This is a genomic window from Roseovarius sp. TE539 (genome assembly GCF_003298505.1).
Lineage (GTDB): Bacteria > Pseudomonadota > Alphaproteobacteria > Rhodobacterales > Rhodobacteraceae > Roseovarius.
This window is the reverse complement of record NZ_QNGB01000015.1, coordinates 29,761-45,542: the sequence shown is the minus strand read 5'-3', so window position 1 is coordinate 45,542 and position 15,782 is coordinate 29,761. Positions and strand designations below refer to the sequence as shown.

At 63.1% G+C, this 15,782-nt stretch carries 16 protein-coding genes and 1 tRNA gene; 3 read left to right on the top strand and 14 right to left on the bottom strand.

The annotated features are described in order from the left end of the window. The first annotated feature begins 48 nt into the window (after positions 1 to 48). Positions 49 to 639, top strand: a complete 591-nt coding sequence (locus tag DQW77_RS18035) for a hypothetical protein (protein ID WP_147094962.1) — start codon at positions 49 to 51, stop codon at positions 637 to 639. Here DQW77_RS18035 and DQW77_RS10920 read toward each other — a convergent pair. From DQW77_RS10920 to DQW77_RS10865, 13 genes are all read right to left on the bottom strand, one after another. Further along, complete coding sequence (locus DQW77_RS10920) at positions 557 to 1,741, bottom strand: type IIL restriction-modification enzyme MmeI (protein WP_309301314.1); 1,185 nt, start codon at positions 1,739 to 1,741, stop codon at positions 557 to 559. The two genes, DQW77_RS18035 and DQW77_RS10920, sit on opposite strands and share 83 nt — an antisense overlap. Before the next feature lie 26 nt (positions 1,742 to 1,767). Continuing rightward, positions 1,768 to 1,911, bottom strand: a complete 144-nt coding sequence (locus tag DQW77_RS18220) for a hypothetical protein (protein ID WP_181711239.1) — start codon at positions 1,909 to 1,911, stop codon at positions 1,768 to 1,770. 567 nt (positions 1,912 to 2,478) lie between these two features. After that, positions 2,479 to 2,555, bottom strand: a tRNA-Arg gene (locus tag DQW77_RS10915). Between the two features lie 84 nt (positions 2,556 to 2,639). After that, positions 2,640 to 3,860: a cysteine desulfurase gene (locus tag DQW77_RS10910; RefSeq protein ID WP_113258262.1), complete on the bottom strand. Its 1,221-nt coding sequence runs from the start codon at positions 3,858 to 3,860 to the stop codon at positions 2,640 to 2,642. A gap of 10 nt (positions 3,861 to 3,870) precedes the next feature. Further along, a complete protein-coding gene (locus tag DQW77_RS10905) occupies positions 3,871 to 4,470 on the bottom strand; it encodes a Yip1 family protein (protein WP_113258261.1) in 600 nt (199 codons plus the stop codon). Further along, on the bottom strand, positions 4,455 to 4,943 hold the full coding sequence (locus tag DQW77_RS10900) for a YIP1 family protein (protein WP_113258260.1): 489 nt from the start codon (positions 4,941 to 4,943) through the stop codon (positions 4,455 to 4,457). Before DQW77_RS10900 ends, DQW77_RS10905 begins: the two co-directional genes overlap by 16 nt. Continuing rightward, entirely contained in the window at positions 4,943 to 6,232 is a 1,290-nt protein-coding gene (sufD, locus tag DQW77_RS10895; protein WP_113258259.1) for a Fe-S cluster assembly protein SufD, read from the bottom strand. Before sufD ends, DQW77_RS10900 begins: the two co-directional genes overlap by 1 nt. Further along, the gene (gene sufC / locus DQW77_RS10890) at positions 6,232 to 6,987 is read right to left on the bottom strand and encodes a Fe-S cluster assembly ATPase SufC (RefSeq protein WP_113258258.1); all 756 of its coding nucleotides are present in this window, start codon (positions 6,985 to 6,987) and stop codon (positions 6,232 to 6,234) included. Before sufC ends, sufD begins: the two co-directional genes overlap by 1 nt. Before the next feature lie 35 nt (positions 6,988 to 7,022). Then, positions 7,023 to 7,625: a hypothetical protein gene (locus DQW77_RS10885; RefSeq protein ID WP_113258257.1), complete on the bottom strand. Its 603-nt coding sequence runs from the start codon at positions 7,623 to 7,625 to the stop codon at positions 7,023 to 7,025. Between the two features lies 1 nt (position 7,626). Further along, the gene (locus DQW77_RS10880) at positions 7,627 to 7,941 is read right to left on the bottom strand and encodes a heavy metal-binding domain-containing protein (RefSeq protein WP_113258256.1); all 315 of its coding nucleotides are present in this window, start codon (positions 7,939 to 7,941) and stop codon (positions 7,627 to 7,629) included. Between the two features lie 45 nt (positions 7,942 to 7,986). Beyond that, on the bottom strand, positions 7,987 to 9,522 hold the full coding sequence (gene sufB, locus DQW77_RS10875; protein WP_113258295.1) for a Fe-S cluster assembly protein SufB: 1,536 nt from the start codon (positions 9,520 to 9,522) through the stop codon (positions 7,987 to 7,989). Between the two features lie 17 nt (positions 9,523 to 9,539). Next, positions 9,540 to 10,583, bottom strand: coding sequence for a cysteine desulfurase family protein (locus DQW77_RS10870; protein ID WP_113258255.1), 1,044 nt, complete (start codon positions 10,581 to 10,583; stop codon positions 9,540 to 9,542). Positions 10,584 to 10,707: 124 nt separating this feature from the next. Beyond that, positions 10,708 to 11,169 (bottom strand): Rrf2 family transcriptional regulator, encoded by a 462-nt coding sequence (locus DQW77_RS10865; RefSeq protein WP_113258254.1) that lies wholly within the window; start codon positions 11,167 to 11,169, stop codon positions 10,708 to 10,710. A 169-nt stretch (positions 11,170 to 11,338) separates the two neighbouring features. Between DQW77_RS10865 and DQW77_RS10860 the strand changes: the two genes are divergently transcribed. Next, positions 11,339 to 11,992 carry an alpha/beta hydrolase gene (locus tag DQW77_RS10860; RefSeq protein ID WP_113258253.1) on the top strand — a complete coding sequence of 218 codons (654 nt, stop codon included), beginning with the start codon at positions 11,339 to 11,341 and terminating at the stop codon, positions 11,990 to 11,992. A gap of 3 nt (positions 11,993 to 11,995) precedes the next feature. Further along, positions 11,996 to 12,238 carry a hypothetical protein gene (locus DQW77_RS10855; protein ID WP_113258252.1) on the top strand — a complete coding sequence of 81 codons (243 nt, stop codon included), beginning with the start codon at positions 11,996 to 11,998 and terminating at the stop codon, positions 12,236 to 12,238. 75 nt (positions 12,239 to 12,313) lie between these two features. On the opposite strand, the gene mfd is transcribed toward DQW77_RS10855, so the two are convergent. Continuing rightward, a complete protein-coding gene (gene mfd / locus DQW77_RS10850; protein ID WP_113258251.1) occupies positions 12,314 to 15,781 on the bottom strand; it encodes a transcription-repair coupling factor in 3,468 nt (1,155 codons plus the stop codon). Position 15,782 lies beyond the last annotated feature (1 nt).

Below are 15,782 nucleotides of genomic sequence, written 5' to 3'. Positions count from 1 at the left end.
GCGGCATTCCTCTGCAATTAACGGGCTACGCACTTACAGGAGATCCCTATGATCCGTTTTGCATTTGTCGTTACACTTCTTGCGTCCCCCGGTCTCGCGCTGGCGCAGGATGCGGCCGGTCAGCATGGCGGTATGAGCCATGAGCACGGGATGTCTCACGAGGGTCATCGGATGAACGCAGACGCACTTTCCGCAAGTCTTACAGAGGGGGGGCAATCTGCTTTTGCCGCCATTCAGGAGGTTGTCGCGCAGCTCATGGCGGATCCGGCAACGGACTGGAGCAGGGTCGATATCGAGGCGCTTCGCCAGCATCTGATCGACATGGACAACGTGACGCTCAAGGCCCGTGTAGACGTCCAAGTGGTCGACGGCGGCGCCCGCTTCGAGGCGATCTCGGAGGACGCAGGCGTGATCAGCTCGATCCGCGCCATGGTTCCGGCCCACGTGGCATCGATGGATGGCGTCGAGGGCTGGACGATGCGGGCGGAAGATATTCCTGGCGGTGCGGCCCTGACCGTGACCGGCGCGGATCCAGACCGTATTCGGGCCCTGGGCTTTATCGGCATGATGACAGTCGGCATGCACCACCAAACCCATCACCTTGCTCTGGCGACAGGGCAAAATCCCCACGCGCATTGAGATCGACCGGGGCGCCGCCGCTATCGGCCTGGGTTATTCCGTCCTCGCTCGATCTCAAGAGCCTACGACCCGGCGCCACACCGTGGAAATTCGCCAAAGAGATTGATGACCACATCTGCACCTGCGTCTGGCCACTCAGATCTCCCAGCCGAGCAAGGATTCTCATCTCCCGTTCGCGCAACTGGCGGTAAGCAACGACAAGGAAATTCCCAGACCCGCAGGCGAGATCAAGAACCTGGATCCGGCCAAGTCTTTCGAGGACCTTTTTCAGGGCGTTGGGTTTATTCCAAGCCTTCTCGATGGAAGCGTCGAGATCATCGACGGAGAGCGGACCCAGGACTTTCAGGATGTTCGGCACAGAGGTGTGGTGCATCCCAAGCTCGCCGCGGGCCTTCGGGTCCCCGATCGACTGGATCATCGATCCGAAAATGTCCGGATTGATCTCCTGCCAGTCGAGCCGCGCGGCATCCTGGAAATACCCCCGGGCGATCTTGTCGAACTCGGGGCAGTCGATGTGGTCGGAGAAAAGACCGCCGTTCACGTACTCGAGCTCATGGGTCCAGGTCGGGAGGTCCTCGCGGGCCTCGCAAGGGAGGCTCATCGCCTCGAAGGCATGAACAATCGCAACATGCGCTTCTGCGCCTTTTTCGCCTGCGTGGTTCACCACAAGACGGGTGAACTGGTCCTTTGAGAAGATCCCAACATCCTCGGCAAAAAAGCAGAAGACCAAACGAGTCATGAACTGGTTGAGGTCGTGGCGTCGTGCCTCATCCGCCCAACCCGGGTTTTTCCTCAGTAGAGCGTCATAGAGCTTGGCGAGCTTGTCGGTCGCTTTGCCATCGACTTCGTTTTCTTCAGCTGCCTTGTATCGGGTCATACCGGCCGCTGGCAGGAAAAACCCGAAATGATGATGCATTTCGCTGTACGGGCATCGCAGCGTCTCTCCTGATGCCAGATGCTCGGCTACGAGATCCACACCATCTGTAGTGATCAGGATGGCTGGTTTATGCTTCGCGGTGTTTTTGGCCGCGCGAAGCTTCTCGAGAACCCCTTCGAAATCGCCGAGTTCCGCCGGGGCGTAGTAGAACTTCTTGCTTAGCAGAACAGCGCGCGTCAGCTTGGAGCGGTTCAGCGAACGCTTCCCAGGGCGGAGCTTCGATACTGTTGCCTTTGCGTTGCCTGTGCGGCTGCAAAGCCATAAGCGAATTCTCCCGAGTCGAACGGTGTGAGAACAAGCTCTTCGAGCGCATCGGAGACTTCAGACGGGTTCATGGTCGGCACTTCCTGGTCGGTTGATCCTCACGAAGTAGGACAGAACCGGAAAACAATCGAATTAAAGACTGTCATCGAGACGTTATCCGTCACCCGGATAAATTGCAAAGGCTTGAGGTAATGCCACTTTTCTCGTGCACCCGGGTCCATCTGATCTGCTCTAACGAAAGCCAGAACCCACTCGAGCTCACTGCCTGGATGTTTTCTGTGACCCTTCAAACTCGGCTGGGCCTTCGAATCTGATGCCCTCAAGCCAAATTTTCTCTGCCATCATCATCACTTTGATTCGAAGCCACGCAGACTTGCGGTCATAACTGCAGCGAAAAGCCTTCAAAACCACACCCGTGACTGCTTCAGGACAATGAACGGAAATTTTTTTGAGCACTACATCTTGTGTTCGCCATCATCCTGAGACTTCTACGTTTGAGACGTGACCCGCCCGACAGGATTCGAACCCTTGACCTTCAACCTCGGAAGTCAGCCCTCTATCCAAGTGAATTTCATTGCGGATTTCATTGCAGATTAAAATCGCCGGCGCAACAAGGTGAGCAAAAACCCAAGAAAATATGGCGCACCTGAAAGGATTCGAACCTTTGGCCTCTGCCTTCGGAGGGCAGCGCTCTATCCAGCTGAGCTACAGGTGCGTTTCCTGCGGTATAGACGCAGCCAAGGGGCCATGCAATCGGCAATTTCGGGATGGCCGGCTGCCACGGCAGCCGGCCAGCGGATCAGCCCAGCAGATCGTGTGCAAGCTCCATCGCCTCGACCAGGGTGTCGATCTCGGCCTCTGTATTGTACATGCCGAACGACGCCCGGCAGGTCGCGGTCAGACCGATATAGTCCATGAGCGGCCCGGCGCAGTGGTGGCCGGCGCGCACTGCCACGCCCTTCTTGTCGAGAATGGTCGAGATGTCATGCGGGTGGCCCGCCCCGTCGATGGTGAAGGAGAATATCGCCGCCTTGTCCGGGGTCGTGCCCTGCTGGTGCAGCCAGTTGAGCCCCGAAAGCCGTGCTTGCGTCACGTCGCGCAGGTGCTCTTCATGCGCGGCGATCGCCTCCATTCCAACGTCCATCATGTAATCAAGAGCCACCCCCAGTCCGATCGCCTGAACGATACCCGGCGTGCCGGCCTCGAATTTCATCGGCGGATCGTTCCAGGTGATTTCATCACGGTGGACCTCGCGGATCATGTCACCGCCGCCCATGAAGGGCCGCATCTCGGAAAGGCGTTCATTGCTGACGAAGATCGCCCCCGAAGCCGACGGACCATAAAGCTTGTGGCCGGTTATGGCATAGAAATCGCACCCGATATCGTCGATATCCACCGGCATGTGAACCGCCGCCTGCGAGCCATCCACGAGCACCGGCACACCCCTTTCGCGCGCACCCGCGCAAATCGACGTCACGTCGACCTTGGTACCAAGCACGTTGGAAAGATGGGTGACGGCAATCAGCTTGGTGCGCGGGCCGATCGCGTCGATCACCGCCTGCGGGTCGAGCGCGCCGTTGGCATCCGTCTCCACCCATTTCAGGACAACGCCCTGGCGTTCGCGCAAGAAATGCCACGGCACGATGTTGGCATGATGCTCCATCACCGACAGGATGATTTCATCACCCGCCTCCATGCGCGGCATCGCCCAGCCATAGGCGACCATGTTGATCCCCTCGGTGGTGCCGGAGTTGAGGATGATCTGCCGCTCGTCGGCGACGCCCAGGAAGCGCGCAACGATACCGCGCACGGCCTCGTACTTTTCGGTGGCGATATTCGACAGCGTATGAAGGCCGCGATGCACATTGGAATATTCGTGCGCATAGGCATTCGTCACCGCGTCGATGACCGCCCGCGGCTTTTGCGCCGACGCCCCGTTGTCCAGATAGACAAGCGGCTTGCCGTTCACTTCGCGCGAGAGAATGGGAAAATCGGCCCGGATTTTCGCGACGTCAAGCATATCAGCCCCCTCAGATTGCACCAGCGCCGATCGCGCCGAGAATGAGCGACAAACCAAACACCATCGCCAGAGCACCAACCAGAAGGACACCCGCCGCGCGGAACATGTTGTCAAACCCGTGCGCCCGGTCGATGAACGCAACAAGGATGTAGATCCCCCATACCGACGCGACAATGGTTATCAGACCACCGAGCAACGGTGCGACCACCAGAATCAGCGTCAGCAGGGCCTGAAGGCCGAGCCGCAGAACCTGCAACCACGTGATCAGTACCAGGATGTCATCAAGGCCGCCCCGGCCGCCGAAGATCTGCCCGATCCAGGTCAGGGCCAACACCACGATCACCAGCGTCCCGCCCAGGAACAGGGCGAAGAACAAGGGCGACTGGAAGATCGGCGGTACCATTGCCATCGCCGCCGGATCGCCGGGCGGCGCCAATGTCAACGACAGCGAATAGACGATCGTGTTGAGAACCGTCATCAGGCCGAGAGCCATCCACAGCGCGTTGCGTGGCAGCTCCAGCGTAATGAGCCGGCCGGCCGCCTCGCGCGGGTCAAAGAGCGTCTGCCGCACAAGATCGCCAAGGGCCTGGATGATCATCGGTCCGGCCATGCCGCCCCCCGCAATCCGGCGATCCAGACCCACAGGAAAACGCCCACCCAGGCGGCACCGCTCAGTTGCAGCCCCGGACCGGGGCCGTTGAAACCGGCCATCAACCCTGCCAAAAGCGCAAGCGGCGTGGCCGCCAACAGCGCCCAGAACATGCTCAGCCGCATTTCGTAGCCGCTGACCCTGACGCCGGCCAGCCGCGACGCGCCCCAGGCCAGCCCCGCAAGAAGGTAAAAGAAGATCGGGCAGAGGAACACGAACAGGATCGCGCTCCAGTAAAGCCGCGCCTGTAGGGGCACCTCCGGATCGAGATGCGCCTGGCGGGCCTGATATGGCGCCTGCGCGACGAAAAGAAGCCCGCAGGCCAGCAGGATGAAAACCAGCGCCCGATCCTCGCGCCGCCCCATGCCCTGAAGCCGGCGCAGGACGCGCCCGGGGCCACGGTACGTGGCCGCGATATCGCGTGTCAGCGACATCAGCCGCGCCGCCGCGACAGCCAGCCCTCGAGCCGGGTCACGATCTCGTCGCGAAGGGCCTCGTCCTCGATCTCTTCGACGGCCTCGGCCAGGAAGGCCAGTGTGAGCAGGTCTGTCGCGATCGACTTGGGGACGCCGCGCGCCCGCAGGTAAAAGAGAGCCTCTTCATCGATGGCTCCGGAAGTCGACCCGTGAGAGCAAGCGACGTCATCGGCGTAAATCTCAAGCTCGGGCTTGGCCAGAAACTGGCTGTCCTCGTCCAGCAGCAGCGACTGGCTGATCTGGTATCCGTCGGTTTTCTGCGCTCCCTCCTTGACGAGGATCTTGCCTTGGAACACCCCTGCCGCACCGTTGCGCAGCACCTTCTTGAAGACCTGCCGGCTTTCGCAACGCTCCGCGTCGTGTGTGATGAAGACCGTATCGTCATGATGGAAATCGCCATCGCCCATGCAGGCGCCTGCGACATGCGCCACGGCGTCGTCCCCGGTCAGTTCGATCACGCATTCATTCCGTGTCAGCACCCCGTTGGCGGTCATGGTAAATGACTTGAACACGCTTTCCTGCCCCAGGCGGGCAAAGATGTGGGTTGCGGCACGGCGCTCATGGTCACGCCCCTGGGTGCGCACATGCTGAAACCCGGCCCTGTCGGCGACATCAATTTCCATAACCTTGTTGAAGCGCGCCGCGGCCGGGCCGTTTTCCAGGACCGTCAATTCCGCGCCCTCCTCCAGCTTCACCACGTGGTGCAGGATCGCGTCCGAGCTTTCGGAGCGGTGATTGTAGACAAGGTTCACGGGTTTGGACGCCGCACCGGTGACACGGATCAGCACACCGTCAGACGCCATCGCCGTGTTGAGTGCCGCCAGAGTCCGCGGCACGGGAACCTGTCCGCGTTCCTCCAGAGCGCCGTAAAGGTCACGCGCCCAGTGGATATCGGTATGCTGCGCTTCGGCCAGCCGCTCGATCGTGACCCCCTCCAGCGCCAGATCATCGCTTGCCTCGGGGTCGAAAACGCCGTCAACGAAAACGATCCGCACGCAGTCCAGAGTCTCGAAAATCGGCGCCTCGTCACCGGTATCGAACAGCGCCGCGCTTGGCGCCTGCGCATCGGTCAGGGTCTCGGGACGGGTGAATTTCCAATATTCGTCGCGACGGTGCGGCAGACCCGTCTCACGCAAACGCGCCACCGCCGCGTCCCGCGCGGCCACCGCCCAGCCCGCGCCGTCGGGGCGTTCCAGGCCGGCAAGCCGCGCCTCGGTCAAATCCTGTTTCGCTTGCGGCAATGCCATCACGCCACCTCCGCCTTGATATCGCGGTACCCGTTCTCCTCGACCTCGATGGCGAGTTCGGGACCACCTGACTTGATGATCCGCCCATCCGACATGATATGGACGACGTCCGGTTCGATATGGTTCAGAAGCCTCTGGTAATGGGTGATGACAAGGAACCCGCGGCCGGCGTCGCGCAAGCCGTTCACCCCTTCGGCCACCAGTTTCATCGCGTCCACGTCAAGGCCCGAATCGGTCTCGTCCAGGATACACATCCGCGGCTCCAGCATCGCCATCTGAAGGATCTCGTTGCGCTTCTTCTCACCGCCGGAAAATCCCATGTTGACCGGACGCTTGAGCATGTCGGCGTCGATCTTTAGGTCCTTGGCCTTCTCGCGCACCAGCTTGAGGAAGTCGGCGGCGCTCATTTCCTCCTGCCCGCGGGCCTTTCGCTGTGCGTTGAGCGCGGTCCGCATGAAGGTCATGTTGCCCACGCCGGGGATCTCCACCGGATACTGAAACGCCATGAAAAGCCCCGCCGCGGCGCGCTCCTCGGGTTCCATTCCTAGGATGTCTTCGCCCTCAAGCGTGGCCGTTCCTTCGGTGACCTTGTAACCGTCGCGCCCGGAAAGAACGTAGCTTAGCGTCGACTTGCCGGATCCGTTGGGTCCCATGATCGCGTGCACCTTGCCCGCTTCCACGCTGAGGTTCACGCCCTTCAGGATGGTCTTTTCCTCTTCTTCAAGATCGACGTGCAAATTATTGATTTCAAGCATTTTCATTCCTTTCCTTATCTTCGGGGCCGTTGCGTTCACGGCTGTGTCATCATCTCGAACAGGTCCATCAACCGTGCCGGTGGGACCGGCTGCGGCGTGACCCGGAATTCGGCCATGCGCCCGATCAGGCGCGGCGTCCCAAGATACGCCTCGATCCGGTGGTACTGCTTGCGCCGGCGGTAATCGTCCACATAAAGGCTTACCGGTCGCCTGGTCAGGAACGCGGTCGCCATCGCGCAGCCTGTCCGAAAGCGTCCGTCAACCAGCACCACTTCGGGCTGTGCAAAGCCGTCCCGCCCCCAGACATCCAGCGGATAGCGCGCGAACCGGCGCCACGCCCGGTCATCAACCGGGTACCCCCATTCCTTCGTCGGCCCGATATCCGACCAGATCACCTCGGCCCGGCTGCCGGGCGCCGGCGGGTTGGCCGAGAACCAGCCGCGCATCATTTCCGCCCAGTCGGCATCGCTTTCTACCGAAAAGACCGTCTTGCCCGGCATTTCGGCCGCCATCACCGTGGACCCGCCAGACCCGTATTCAAGGATCACCGAGGCCCGCTCGTAAGCCGAACGCAGGGCCTGCGCCTCGGCCTCGGGCAGGGTCAGGACCGGCCGTTCTATGGTGGTGCCGCCTGCCATCTCAGCCCAGAACGACCGCCGTTCCGGACACCGAGACCATCAGCATCGAATCTCCCACGACCTCGTAGTCCAGATCGACGCCGACCACAGCATCGGCCCCCTTTGTGGCGGCCCGCGCCTCAAGCTCGTTCATTGCGGTGTCGCGCGCGTCCTGAAGCTTGCTTTCGTAGGCGCCCGAGCGCCCGCCCACCACATCGGTGATCTGGGCGAAGAAATCGCGGACCACATTGGCCCCCATGATCGCTTCGCCCACCACGATGCCGCGGTAATCGACGATTGAGCGCCCCTCGACACTGTTGGTGGTGGTGATGATCATGACCGGGCCCTCGATGATGGTGACGGCTGAATTCTCAACCTGCCGTCAACCGACGCTGCCTTCCAGCGAAATCGCCACAAGCTGCTGCGCCTCCATGGCGAATTCCATCGGCAGCGCCTGCAGCACGTCCTTGCAGAACCCGTTCACCACCAGCGCCACGGCCTCTTCCTCGTCCATCCCGCGCGCACGGCAATAGAACATCTGGTCGTCATCCACCTTGGATGTCGTCGCCTCGTGCTCGACCCGGCTGGAATTGTTCTTGACCTCGATATAGGGCACCGTGTGTGCCCCGCACTTGTCACCGATCAGCAGGCTGTCGCATTGCGTGTAATTGCGGCTGTCCCTGGCCTTGGGATGCATCGAGACGAGCCCGCGATAGGTATTCTGCGCCTGCCCCGCGCTGATCCCCTTGGAGACGATCCGCGAGCGGGTATTCTTGCCCAGATGCACCATCTTGGTGCCGGTATCGGCCTGCTGCCAGTTGTTGGTGATGGCAATCGAGTAGAATTCGCCCTGGCTGTCGTCGCCGCGCAGGATGCAGGAGGGGTATTTCCACGTCACCGCGCTTCCGGTCTCCACCTGCGTCCACATGCACTTGGCCCGGTCGCCCCGGCAATCTGCCCGCTTGGTGACGAAGTTGTAGATGCCGCCCTTGCCGTCCTCGTCGCCCGGAAACCAGTTCTGGACGGTGGAGTATTTCACTTCCGCATCCTCCTCCACGATGATCTCCACCACCGCGGCGTGAAGCTGGCTCTCGTCACGCTGCGGCGCGGTGCAGCCCTCCAGGTAGCTCACGTAGGATCCCTTGTCGGCGATGATCAGGGTGCGCTCGAACTGGCCGGTATTCTCGGCATTGATGCGGAAATATGTGCTCAATTCCATCGGGCAGCGCACCCCCGGCGGCACGTAGACGAAGGAGCCGTCCGAGAACACGGCCGAATTCAGCGTGGCATAGAAATTGTCCGACACCGGCACGACCGATCCCAGGTATTTGCGCACCAGTTCGGGATGCTCCTGTATCGCCTCTGAAATCGAACAGAAGATCACCCCGGCCTTGCGCAACTCCTTCTGGAACGTCGTTCCGACGGACACCGAATCGAACACCGCGTCGACGGCCACCCGGCGTTCGCCCTCGCGCGCTTCGGCAGGGGCGGCCTCGGCGCCCTCGACACCGGCCAGGATCATCTGTTCCTTGAGCGGGATGCCCAGCTTCTCGTATGTTTCCAGCAACTTGGGGTCCACCTCGTCCAGCGATTTCGGCTTGACCTCCATGCTTTTGGGACGGGCGTAGTAATACTGGTTCTGAAAGTCGATCTGCGGATAGTCGACCATCGCCCAGTCGGGCTCTTCCTTCTGGAGCCAGCGCTCGTAGGCCTGCAGACGCCAATCCGTCATCCATTGCGGCTCGCCGTTCTTCTCGGAGATCAGGCGCACGATATCGGGGGTCAGCCCCTTCGGCGCGTAATCCATCTCGATATCGGTTTCCCAGCCGTACTTGTAGGCCCCGCCCACTTCGCGCACGGCATCGACCGTCTCGCGGTCCACGCCCTCCTTGACGTCTGTATCATCGAGTGCCGCCATGATGCTTACCTCCGCTTTCACGCCGCGCGGGCGCGGTGTCTGGCTTGCAGCTCGGCCCATTCGCGGGCAAAGCTCGTTATGTCTTCCTCACGGGTCCGGGGACCCAGCGAAACGCGCAACGCGCACCCGGCCTGTTCCGGGTCCAGCCCCATCGCCTGCAACACGGTGCTGGCGCGGACCTTGCCGCTCGAACAGGCGCTTCCGGCCGATACGGCGAACCCCGCGAGATCCATCCGCATCACCTGCGTCTCGCCTTTCCAGCCGGGTGTCACGAAACAACTGGTATTGGGCAAGCGCGCGACCCGTTTCCCGACAAAAATAGTCTCTTTTGACGCGGCTGCAATGGAATTTTCTAGAATCTTTCTAAATTCCGCCACCCGCTCCCAAACCCCTTCGCGCAGATCCCGCATGGCGGCGGTGGCGGCGGCGGCGAATCCGGCGATTCCCGGCAGGTTCTCGGTCCCCGAACGGCGGCCCATCTCCTGCCCGCCGCCGCGAATGCGGGCCGAGACATCAAGACCGGGTCGCAGGATCAGGGCCCCGATACCTTTCGGCCCCCCCAGCTTGTGGGCCGAAACCAGGCCCATGTCGCAATCGAGGTCGTCAAAGCGCAGCGGCACCTTGCCAAACGCCTGGGTCAGGTCACTCACCGCCAGTCCGGGCGGCAATTCCTGGATGACGCCGGTTTCCGAATTGGCCGCCTGCAGGACGGACCGGGACGGCTCGGCCACCGTCACATGCCCGTCGGAAGATACAGGAAGGCGATCGTGCACCCACGCCCGGAGCGCGTCATGCTCCACGGCAGCGCCCTCGAGGTCACGCCCGGCACAGGCCAGGGCCGCGGCCTCGGTTGCCCCGGAGGTGAAGACGATATCCGCATCCCCTGCCCCGACAGCTTCGGCGATCCGGGCTCGCGCCGACTCGATCAGCCCCCGGGCGGCGCGCCCCTCCTCGTGCACGCTTGACGGATTGCCCGGCAGGTCCATCGCCGCGATCATCGCCTCGCGCGCCTCGGGCCTCAGGGGCGCGGTGGCGTTCCAGTCCATGTAGATGCGGCTCATTCGGCCCCCGTTTTCATCTTTCCGGAAATACTCCGGGGGAGGCCCGCACACCGTGCGGGGCGGGGGCAGCGCCCCCTCGGGCACAGCCGCCCGCAGGCCGTGCCTTGCGGTCCCCGCCAGGCTTTCATTCCTCGTCAACCACCGAGAACAGCACCGGCACCGCCGGACAGGGTGCCAGGTCGTTACCCACGACGTCACTCAACCGTGTCTGGTGCAGGAAAACGTAGACATGTGCGCTCAACCCCTCCCACAGGCGGTTTGTCATCGACTGCGCCTTCGAGCCGGAGGCCGCGCCCGTGGCACCCGCCCCCGTGTGCAGCGCGTCCACCGTTTCGTCGACCGCGGCGAGAATCTCGAAGGCCCGGATTTCCGACGCCGGCCGCGCAAGCCGGTAGCCGCCGCCGGGGCCACGCACCGACTCCACCAGCCCCGCGCGACGCAATTTCACGAAAAGCTGCTCGAGATAGGGCAACGAGATCGCCTGCCGCCGCGACACGTCGCCCAGGGTGACAAGCTCGCCACCATCCTGGAGGGCGATATCGACGAGCGCGACCATCGCGTAACGCCCCTTGGTGCTGAGTTTCACGGCGCTGCTCCCGCGAATAGATTGACCTTGGACCGGCCAGCGCTTATCTCGCTGCAAGCCGTGTCATGACACGCGCACCGGCAGAACCGGCGTTTAGAATTGTTCTAAGGTGCTGGCGCGTTTCCGTCAAGGAACCTCGCCGCACCGTCGAGGGGAAACAGGGAACACCATGCCCGAAGTCATATTCGCCGGTCCCGAGGGCCGGCTCGAAGGCCGCTACCATCCGCAAAGGGAACGCGACGCGCCGATTGCCATCGTGCTTCATCCGCATCCGCAATTCGGCGGCACGATGAACAACAAGGTTGTCTACAACCTCCACTACGCCTTCTACAACATGGGATTCACGGTGCTGCGCTTCAATTTTCGCGGCGTCGGGCGCAGTCAGGGGGAATACGATCAGGGCGTCGGCGAACTTTCCGATGCCGCCTCGGCGCTCGACTACCTGCAATCCATGAATGCCAATTCCAAGCACTGCTGGGTCGCCGGCTTTTCCTTCGGGGCGTGGATCGGCATGCAGCTTCTGATGCGCCGGCCCGAGATCACCGGCTTCGTCTCCGTCTCGCCCCCGGCAAACATGTACGATTTCTCGTTCCTCGCGCCGTGCCCGTCCTCCGGGCTCATCCTCAACGGCTCCGGCGACAGGGTCGCGCCGCCCGCGGACACCGAAGCCCTTGTGGCCAAGCTGCACGATCAGCCCGGCATTACCGTCGAGCATCAACAGATGGAAGGCGCGGGGCATTTCTTCGAGGAACCCTACACCGATGACATGATCGAGGCGGTCACGACCTATGTCAAAAGGCGCCTCACCGAAGCCACGAGGTAAACAATGGGTGTCACCGAGGACCTGGCCGACGAACTGGCACAGGAAGCCATAAAGTATATCGACGCGACGGGTGACGAGCAGATCATCTCTGATCTCGTGAAAGAGTTGGGCGCCACCTCGCAGACCGCCGAGGAAGCCTTCCTGACCTCCGTCCGGGTGCGCCGCGCCAACGCCCGCGCACGTCAGTTGCTGGCCGAGAAGGTCCGGGCCTACAAGGCGCGCAAGGACCAGTCCGGCGGCGGCTGACATCGACGTTAGAGTCGCGACGCACGCCCCCCTCGTCCTTTGTCGGGGGCCCGCCCTTGACGGCGCGGCGCTGCGTCAGCCCTCGGCGCGCTTTTTGCGCGCGGCCACCTTTTCCGCCAGATCCCGGGCGATGGCGAAGGCGCCCTTGATCTTGTCGCTCTCGCGGCGCCAGTCCCGCCGCACCACGATCTTGTTGTCGCGCACCTTGGCCAGACCGTCCTGGTCCTTGATGAACTCGACCAGCCCCTCGGGGGACGCGAACTTGTCATTGTGAAACCGGATCGTCGCTCCCTTGGGTCCGCCATCAAGCCGCGCGATCCCGGCACGCTTGCACATCGCCTTTATCCGCACCACCAGCATGAGGGTATTCACCTCGCGGGGCAGCTTCCCGAACCGGTCGATCAATTCGGCGGCAAATCCTTCCAGTTCAACTTTGCTCTTCAACCCGCTGAGGCGCCGATACAATCCCAGCCGCACATCAAGGTCGGGCACGTAATCGGCGGGGATCAGGACAGGCACCCCGAGGTTGATCTGCGGGGCCCATTGCTCGTCGGCCTCGCTGAGGCCCTCCATCTCGCCGGCACGGATCTTGGCAATCGCCTCTTCCAGCATCGACTGGTAGAGTTCGTAGCCCACGTCGCGCATCTGGCCCGACTGCTCCTCGCCCAGCAGGTTGCCGGCACCGCGCAGGTCCAGGTCCTGGCTGGCCAGGGTGAACCCCGCGCCCAGCGTGTCGAGGCTGCCCAGCACCCTCAGCCGTTTTTCCGCCGCCGGCGTCAGCGGGGCGCGCGGTTTGGTGGTCAGGTAGGCATACGCCCGCGTCTTCGAGCGCCCCACGCGCCCCCGGATCTGGTAGAGTTGGCTGAGGCCCATCATGTCGGAACGGTGGATGATCATCGTGTTGGCGGTCGGAATGTCGAGCCCCGATTCGACGATCGTCGTGGCCAGCAGCACGTCGAACTTGCCGTCGTAGAAGGCGTTCATCCGGTCATCGAGCTCGCCGGCCGCCATGCGCCCGTGCGCGGTGACGAAGCTCACCTCCGGCACCTGCTCGGACAGGAAGGTCTCGATCTCGGTCAGGTCACTGATCCGCGGCACCACGAAGAAGCTCTGCCCGCCGCGGTAATGTTCCCTCAGCAACGCTTCGCGGATGGTCACACTGTCGAACTCGCTGACATAGGTGCGCACCGAAAGCCGGTCCACCGGCGGGGTGCCGATGATCGACAGGTCGCGCACGCCCGAAAGGCTCAGCTGCAGGGTCCGCGGAATCGGCGTGGCCGTCAGGGTGAGCACATGCACATCGCTGCGCAGCTGCTTCAGCCGCTCCTTGTGAGTCACGCCGAAGCGTTGTTCCTCGTCGATGACAAGAAGCCCCAGATTGGCAAAACGCACCCCCTTGGCCAGCAGCGCATGGGTGCCCACCACGATATCCACCGTCCCGCGCGACAGCGCCTCGCGGGTGCGCGCGGCCTCGGCCTGCCCGACGAAGCGCGAAAGCGGCCGCACCGAGATCGGAAAGCCCCGGAAGCGTTCGGCGAAACTCTGGTAATGCTGGCGCGCCAGCAGGGTTGTCGGCGCGATCACCGCCACCTGAACACCCGACATCGCCGCAACGAAGGCCGCGCGCATTGCCACCTCGGTCTTGCCGAAACCCACGTCGCCGCAGATCAGCCGGTCCATCGGACGGCCTTCCTGAAGGTCGCCCATCACGTCCTCGATGGCGCGCAACTGATCGTCGGTCTCCTGGTACGGGAAACGTGCCGCAAAGGCTTCCCAGGCGTGATGTTCGGGCTCCAGCACCGGCGCGCGCCGCAGTTCGCGTTCCGCAGCGATGCGGATCAGCCGGTCGGCCATCTCGCGGATGCGTTCCTTTAGCCGGGCCTTCTTGGCCTGCCAGGCGCCGCCACCCAGCTTGTCCAGAAGACCCTCCTCATGGCCATAACGGCTGAGCAGTTCGATGTTTTCGACGGGAAGGTAAAGCCTGGACCCTTCGGCGTATTCCAGAGACAGGCATTCATGCGCGGCGCCGGCCGCGCTGACCACCTCGAGCCCGTGATACCGCCCGATTCCGTGATCGACATGAACGACCAGGTCGCCGGGACTCAGGCTCTGTGTCTCGGTGAGGAAATTCTCGGCCCTGCGGCGCTGGCGCGGGGCCCGAATCAACCGGTCACCAAGAATGTCCTGTTCCGTGATGACGGTCAGCCGTCCCTCGTCCAGTGGCCCCTCGAATCCGTGCTCAAGCTCCCATACCGCAAGGTGCAGCCCGCGCCGCCCCAGCCGTCCGGCATCGGCCACGGTCACGGCACCGGCCAGCCCCTCATCCTCCAGAAGGCCCTCCAGCCGCTCGCGCGCGCCTTCCGAATAGCTGGCCAGAAGGACCGGACCTTCCGCCATTCTTGCTTCAACATGATCTTTCAACGCCCCGAAAAGGCTAATGTTTTCCTGCTGTCTTTCCGGGGCGAAATTACGCCCGATGCGCCCCCCGGCATCCGTCACGCCCGGTCCCGTCGCCTGTGGCAACGCCATGAACTGAAGTGTGCGGCGCCCGTCGATGGAGGCCGTCCAGGCCGGATCGTCAAGATAAAGCTGCTCCGGCGGGACCGGTTTGTAGACGCTTTCGCCTTTCGTCTTCCGGGTCATCGCGTGCAGGCGCGCCTCGTACTGGTCGGCTATGCTGTCCCACCGGGCGCTGCGGGCTGCGCCGGCCTGGTCATCCAGCGTGATCGTGGCGTCGGGCACGTAATCGAACAGCGTTTCCAGCCGCTCATGGAAGAACGGCAACCAATGCTCGGTGCCGGCCTGCTTGCGCCCGGCGCTCACCGCCTCGTAAAGCGGGTCGTCGCCGCCGGCAGCGCCGAACTCGATACGGTAGTTCTGACGGAACCGGGTGATGGCCGCGTCGTCCAGAATGACCTCGGACACCGGTGCCAGTTCGATCCGGTCCAGCTTCTCGGTCGTCCGCTGCGTGGCCGGATCGAAGCGCCGCACGCCGTCCAGCACATCACCGAAAAGGTCCAGCCGCACCGGCCCGCCCTGTCCCGGCGCGAATATGTCGACGATACCGCCGCGGACCGCATAGTCACCCGGCTCGGTCACCGTGGGGGCCTGCACGAACCCCATCCGCACCAGGAACGCGCGCAGCGCCTCCTCGTCGATCTGGTGACCGACATGCGCGGTGAAGACGGACGTCCGCAGCAGATCGCATGGCGGCACCCGCTGCATGGCCGCGTTGAGCGTGGTCAGCAGCACGAAACGCTGCGGTGCCCCTTGTTGCAGCGTCGCCAGCGTGGCCATGCGCGCCGCGGATATGTCCGGGTTCGGCGATACCCTGTCATAAGGCAGGCAGTCCCAGCCGGGAAAATGCAGAACCGGCATGTCAGGCGCGAAAAATCGCAGCGCGGAAGCCATCGCCGCCATCCGCCGGTCATCCCGCGCGACATGAAGTACGGGGTTGGCACTCTTGCGCACCTCGTCCCGGACAAGGCGGGCGTCAAAGCCTTCGGGCGCACCCGAAACGGTGATATGGGCCTTGGATGTCATT

Coding starts and splice junctions, on each gene's coding strand:
- DQW77_RS18035 (WP_147094962.1), top strand. CDS start 49: ATGATCCGTTTTGCATTTGTCGTTACACTTCTTGCGTCCCCCGGTCTC.
- DQW77_RS18220 (WP_181711239.1), bottom strand. CDS start 1,911: ATGAACCCGTCTGAAGTCTCCGATGCGCTCGAAGAGCTTGTTCTCACA.
- DQW77_RS10910 (WP_113258262.1), bottom strand. CDS start 3,860: ATGCTTGACGTCGCGAAAATCCGGGCCGATTTTCCCATTCTCTCGCGC.
- DQW77_RS10905 (WP_113258261.1), bottom strand. CDS start 4,470: ATGGCCGGACCGATGATCATCCAGGCCCTTGGCGATCTTGTGCGGCAG.
- DQW77_RS10900 (WP_113258260.1), bottom strand. CDS start 4,943: ATGTCGCTGACACGCGATATCGCGGCCACGTACCGTGGCCCCGGGCGC.
- sufD (WP_113258259.1), bottom strand. CDS start 6,232: ATGGCATTGCCGCAAGCGAAACAGGATTTGACCGAGGCGCGGCTTGCC.
- sufC (WP_113258258.1), bottom strand. CDS start 6,987: ATGCTTGAAATCAATAATTTGCACGTCGATCTTGAAGAAGAGGAAAAG.
- DQW77_RS10885 (WP_113258257.1), bottom strand. CDS start 7,625: ATGGCAGGCGGCACCACCATAGAACGGCCGGTCCTGACCCTGCCCGAG.
- DQW77_RS10880 (WP_113258256.1), bottom strand. CDS start 7,941: ATGATCATCACCACCACCAACAGTGTCGAGGGGCGCTCAATCGTCGAT.
- sufB (WP_113258295.1), bottom strand. CDS start 9,522: ATGGCGGCACTCGATGATACAGACGTCAAGGAGGGCGTGGACCGCGAG.
- DQW77_RS10870 (WP_113258255.1), bottom strand. CDS start 10,583: ATGAGCCGCATCTACATGGACTGGAACGCCACCGCGCCCCTGAGGCCC.
- DQW77_RS10860 (WP_113258253.1), top strand. CDS start 11,339: ATGCCCGAAGTCATATTCGCCGGTCCCGAGGGCCGGCTCGAAGGCCGC.
- DQW77_RS10855 (WP_113258252.1), top strand. CDS start 11,996: ATGGGTGTCACCGAGGACCTGGCCGACGAACTGGCACAGGAAGCCATA.
- mfd (WP_113258251.1), bottom strand. CDS start 15,781: ATGACATCCAAGGCCCATATCACCGTTTCGGGTGCGCCCGAAGGCTTT.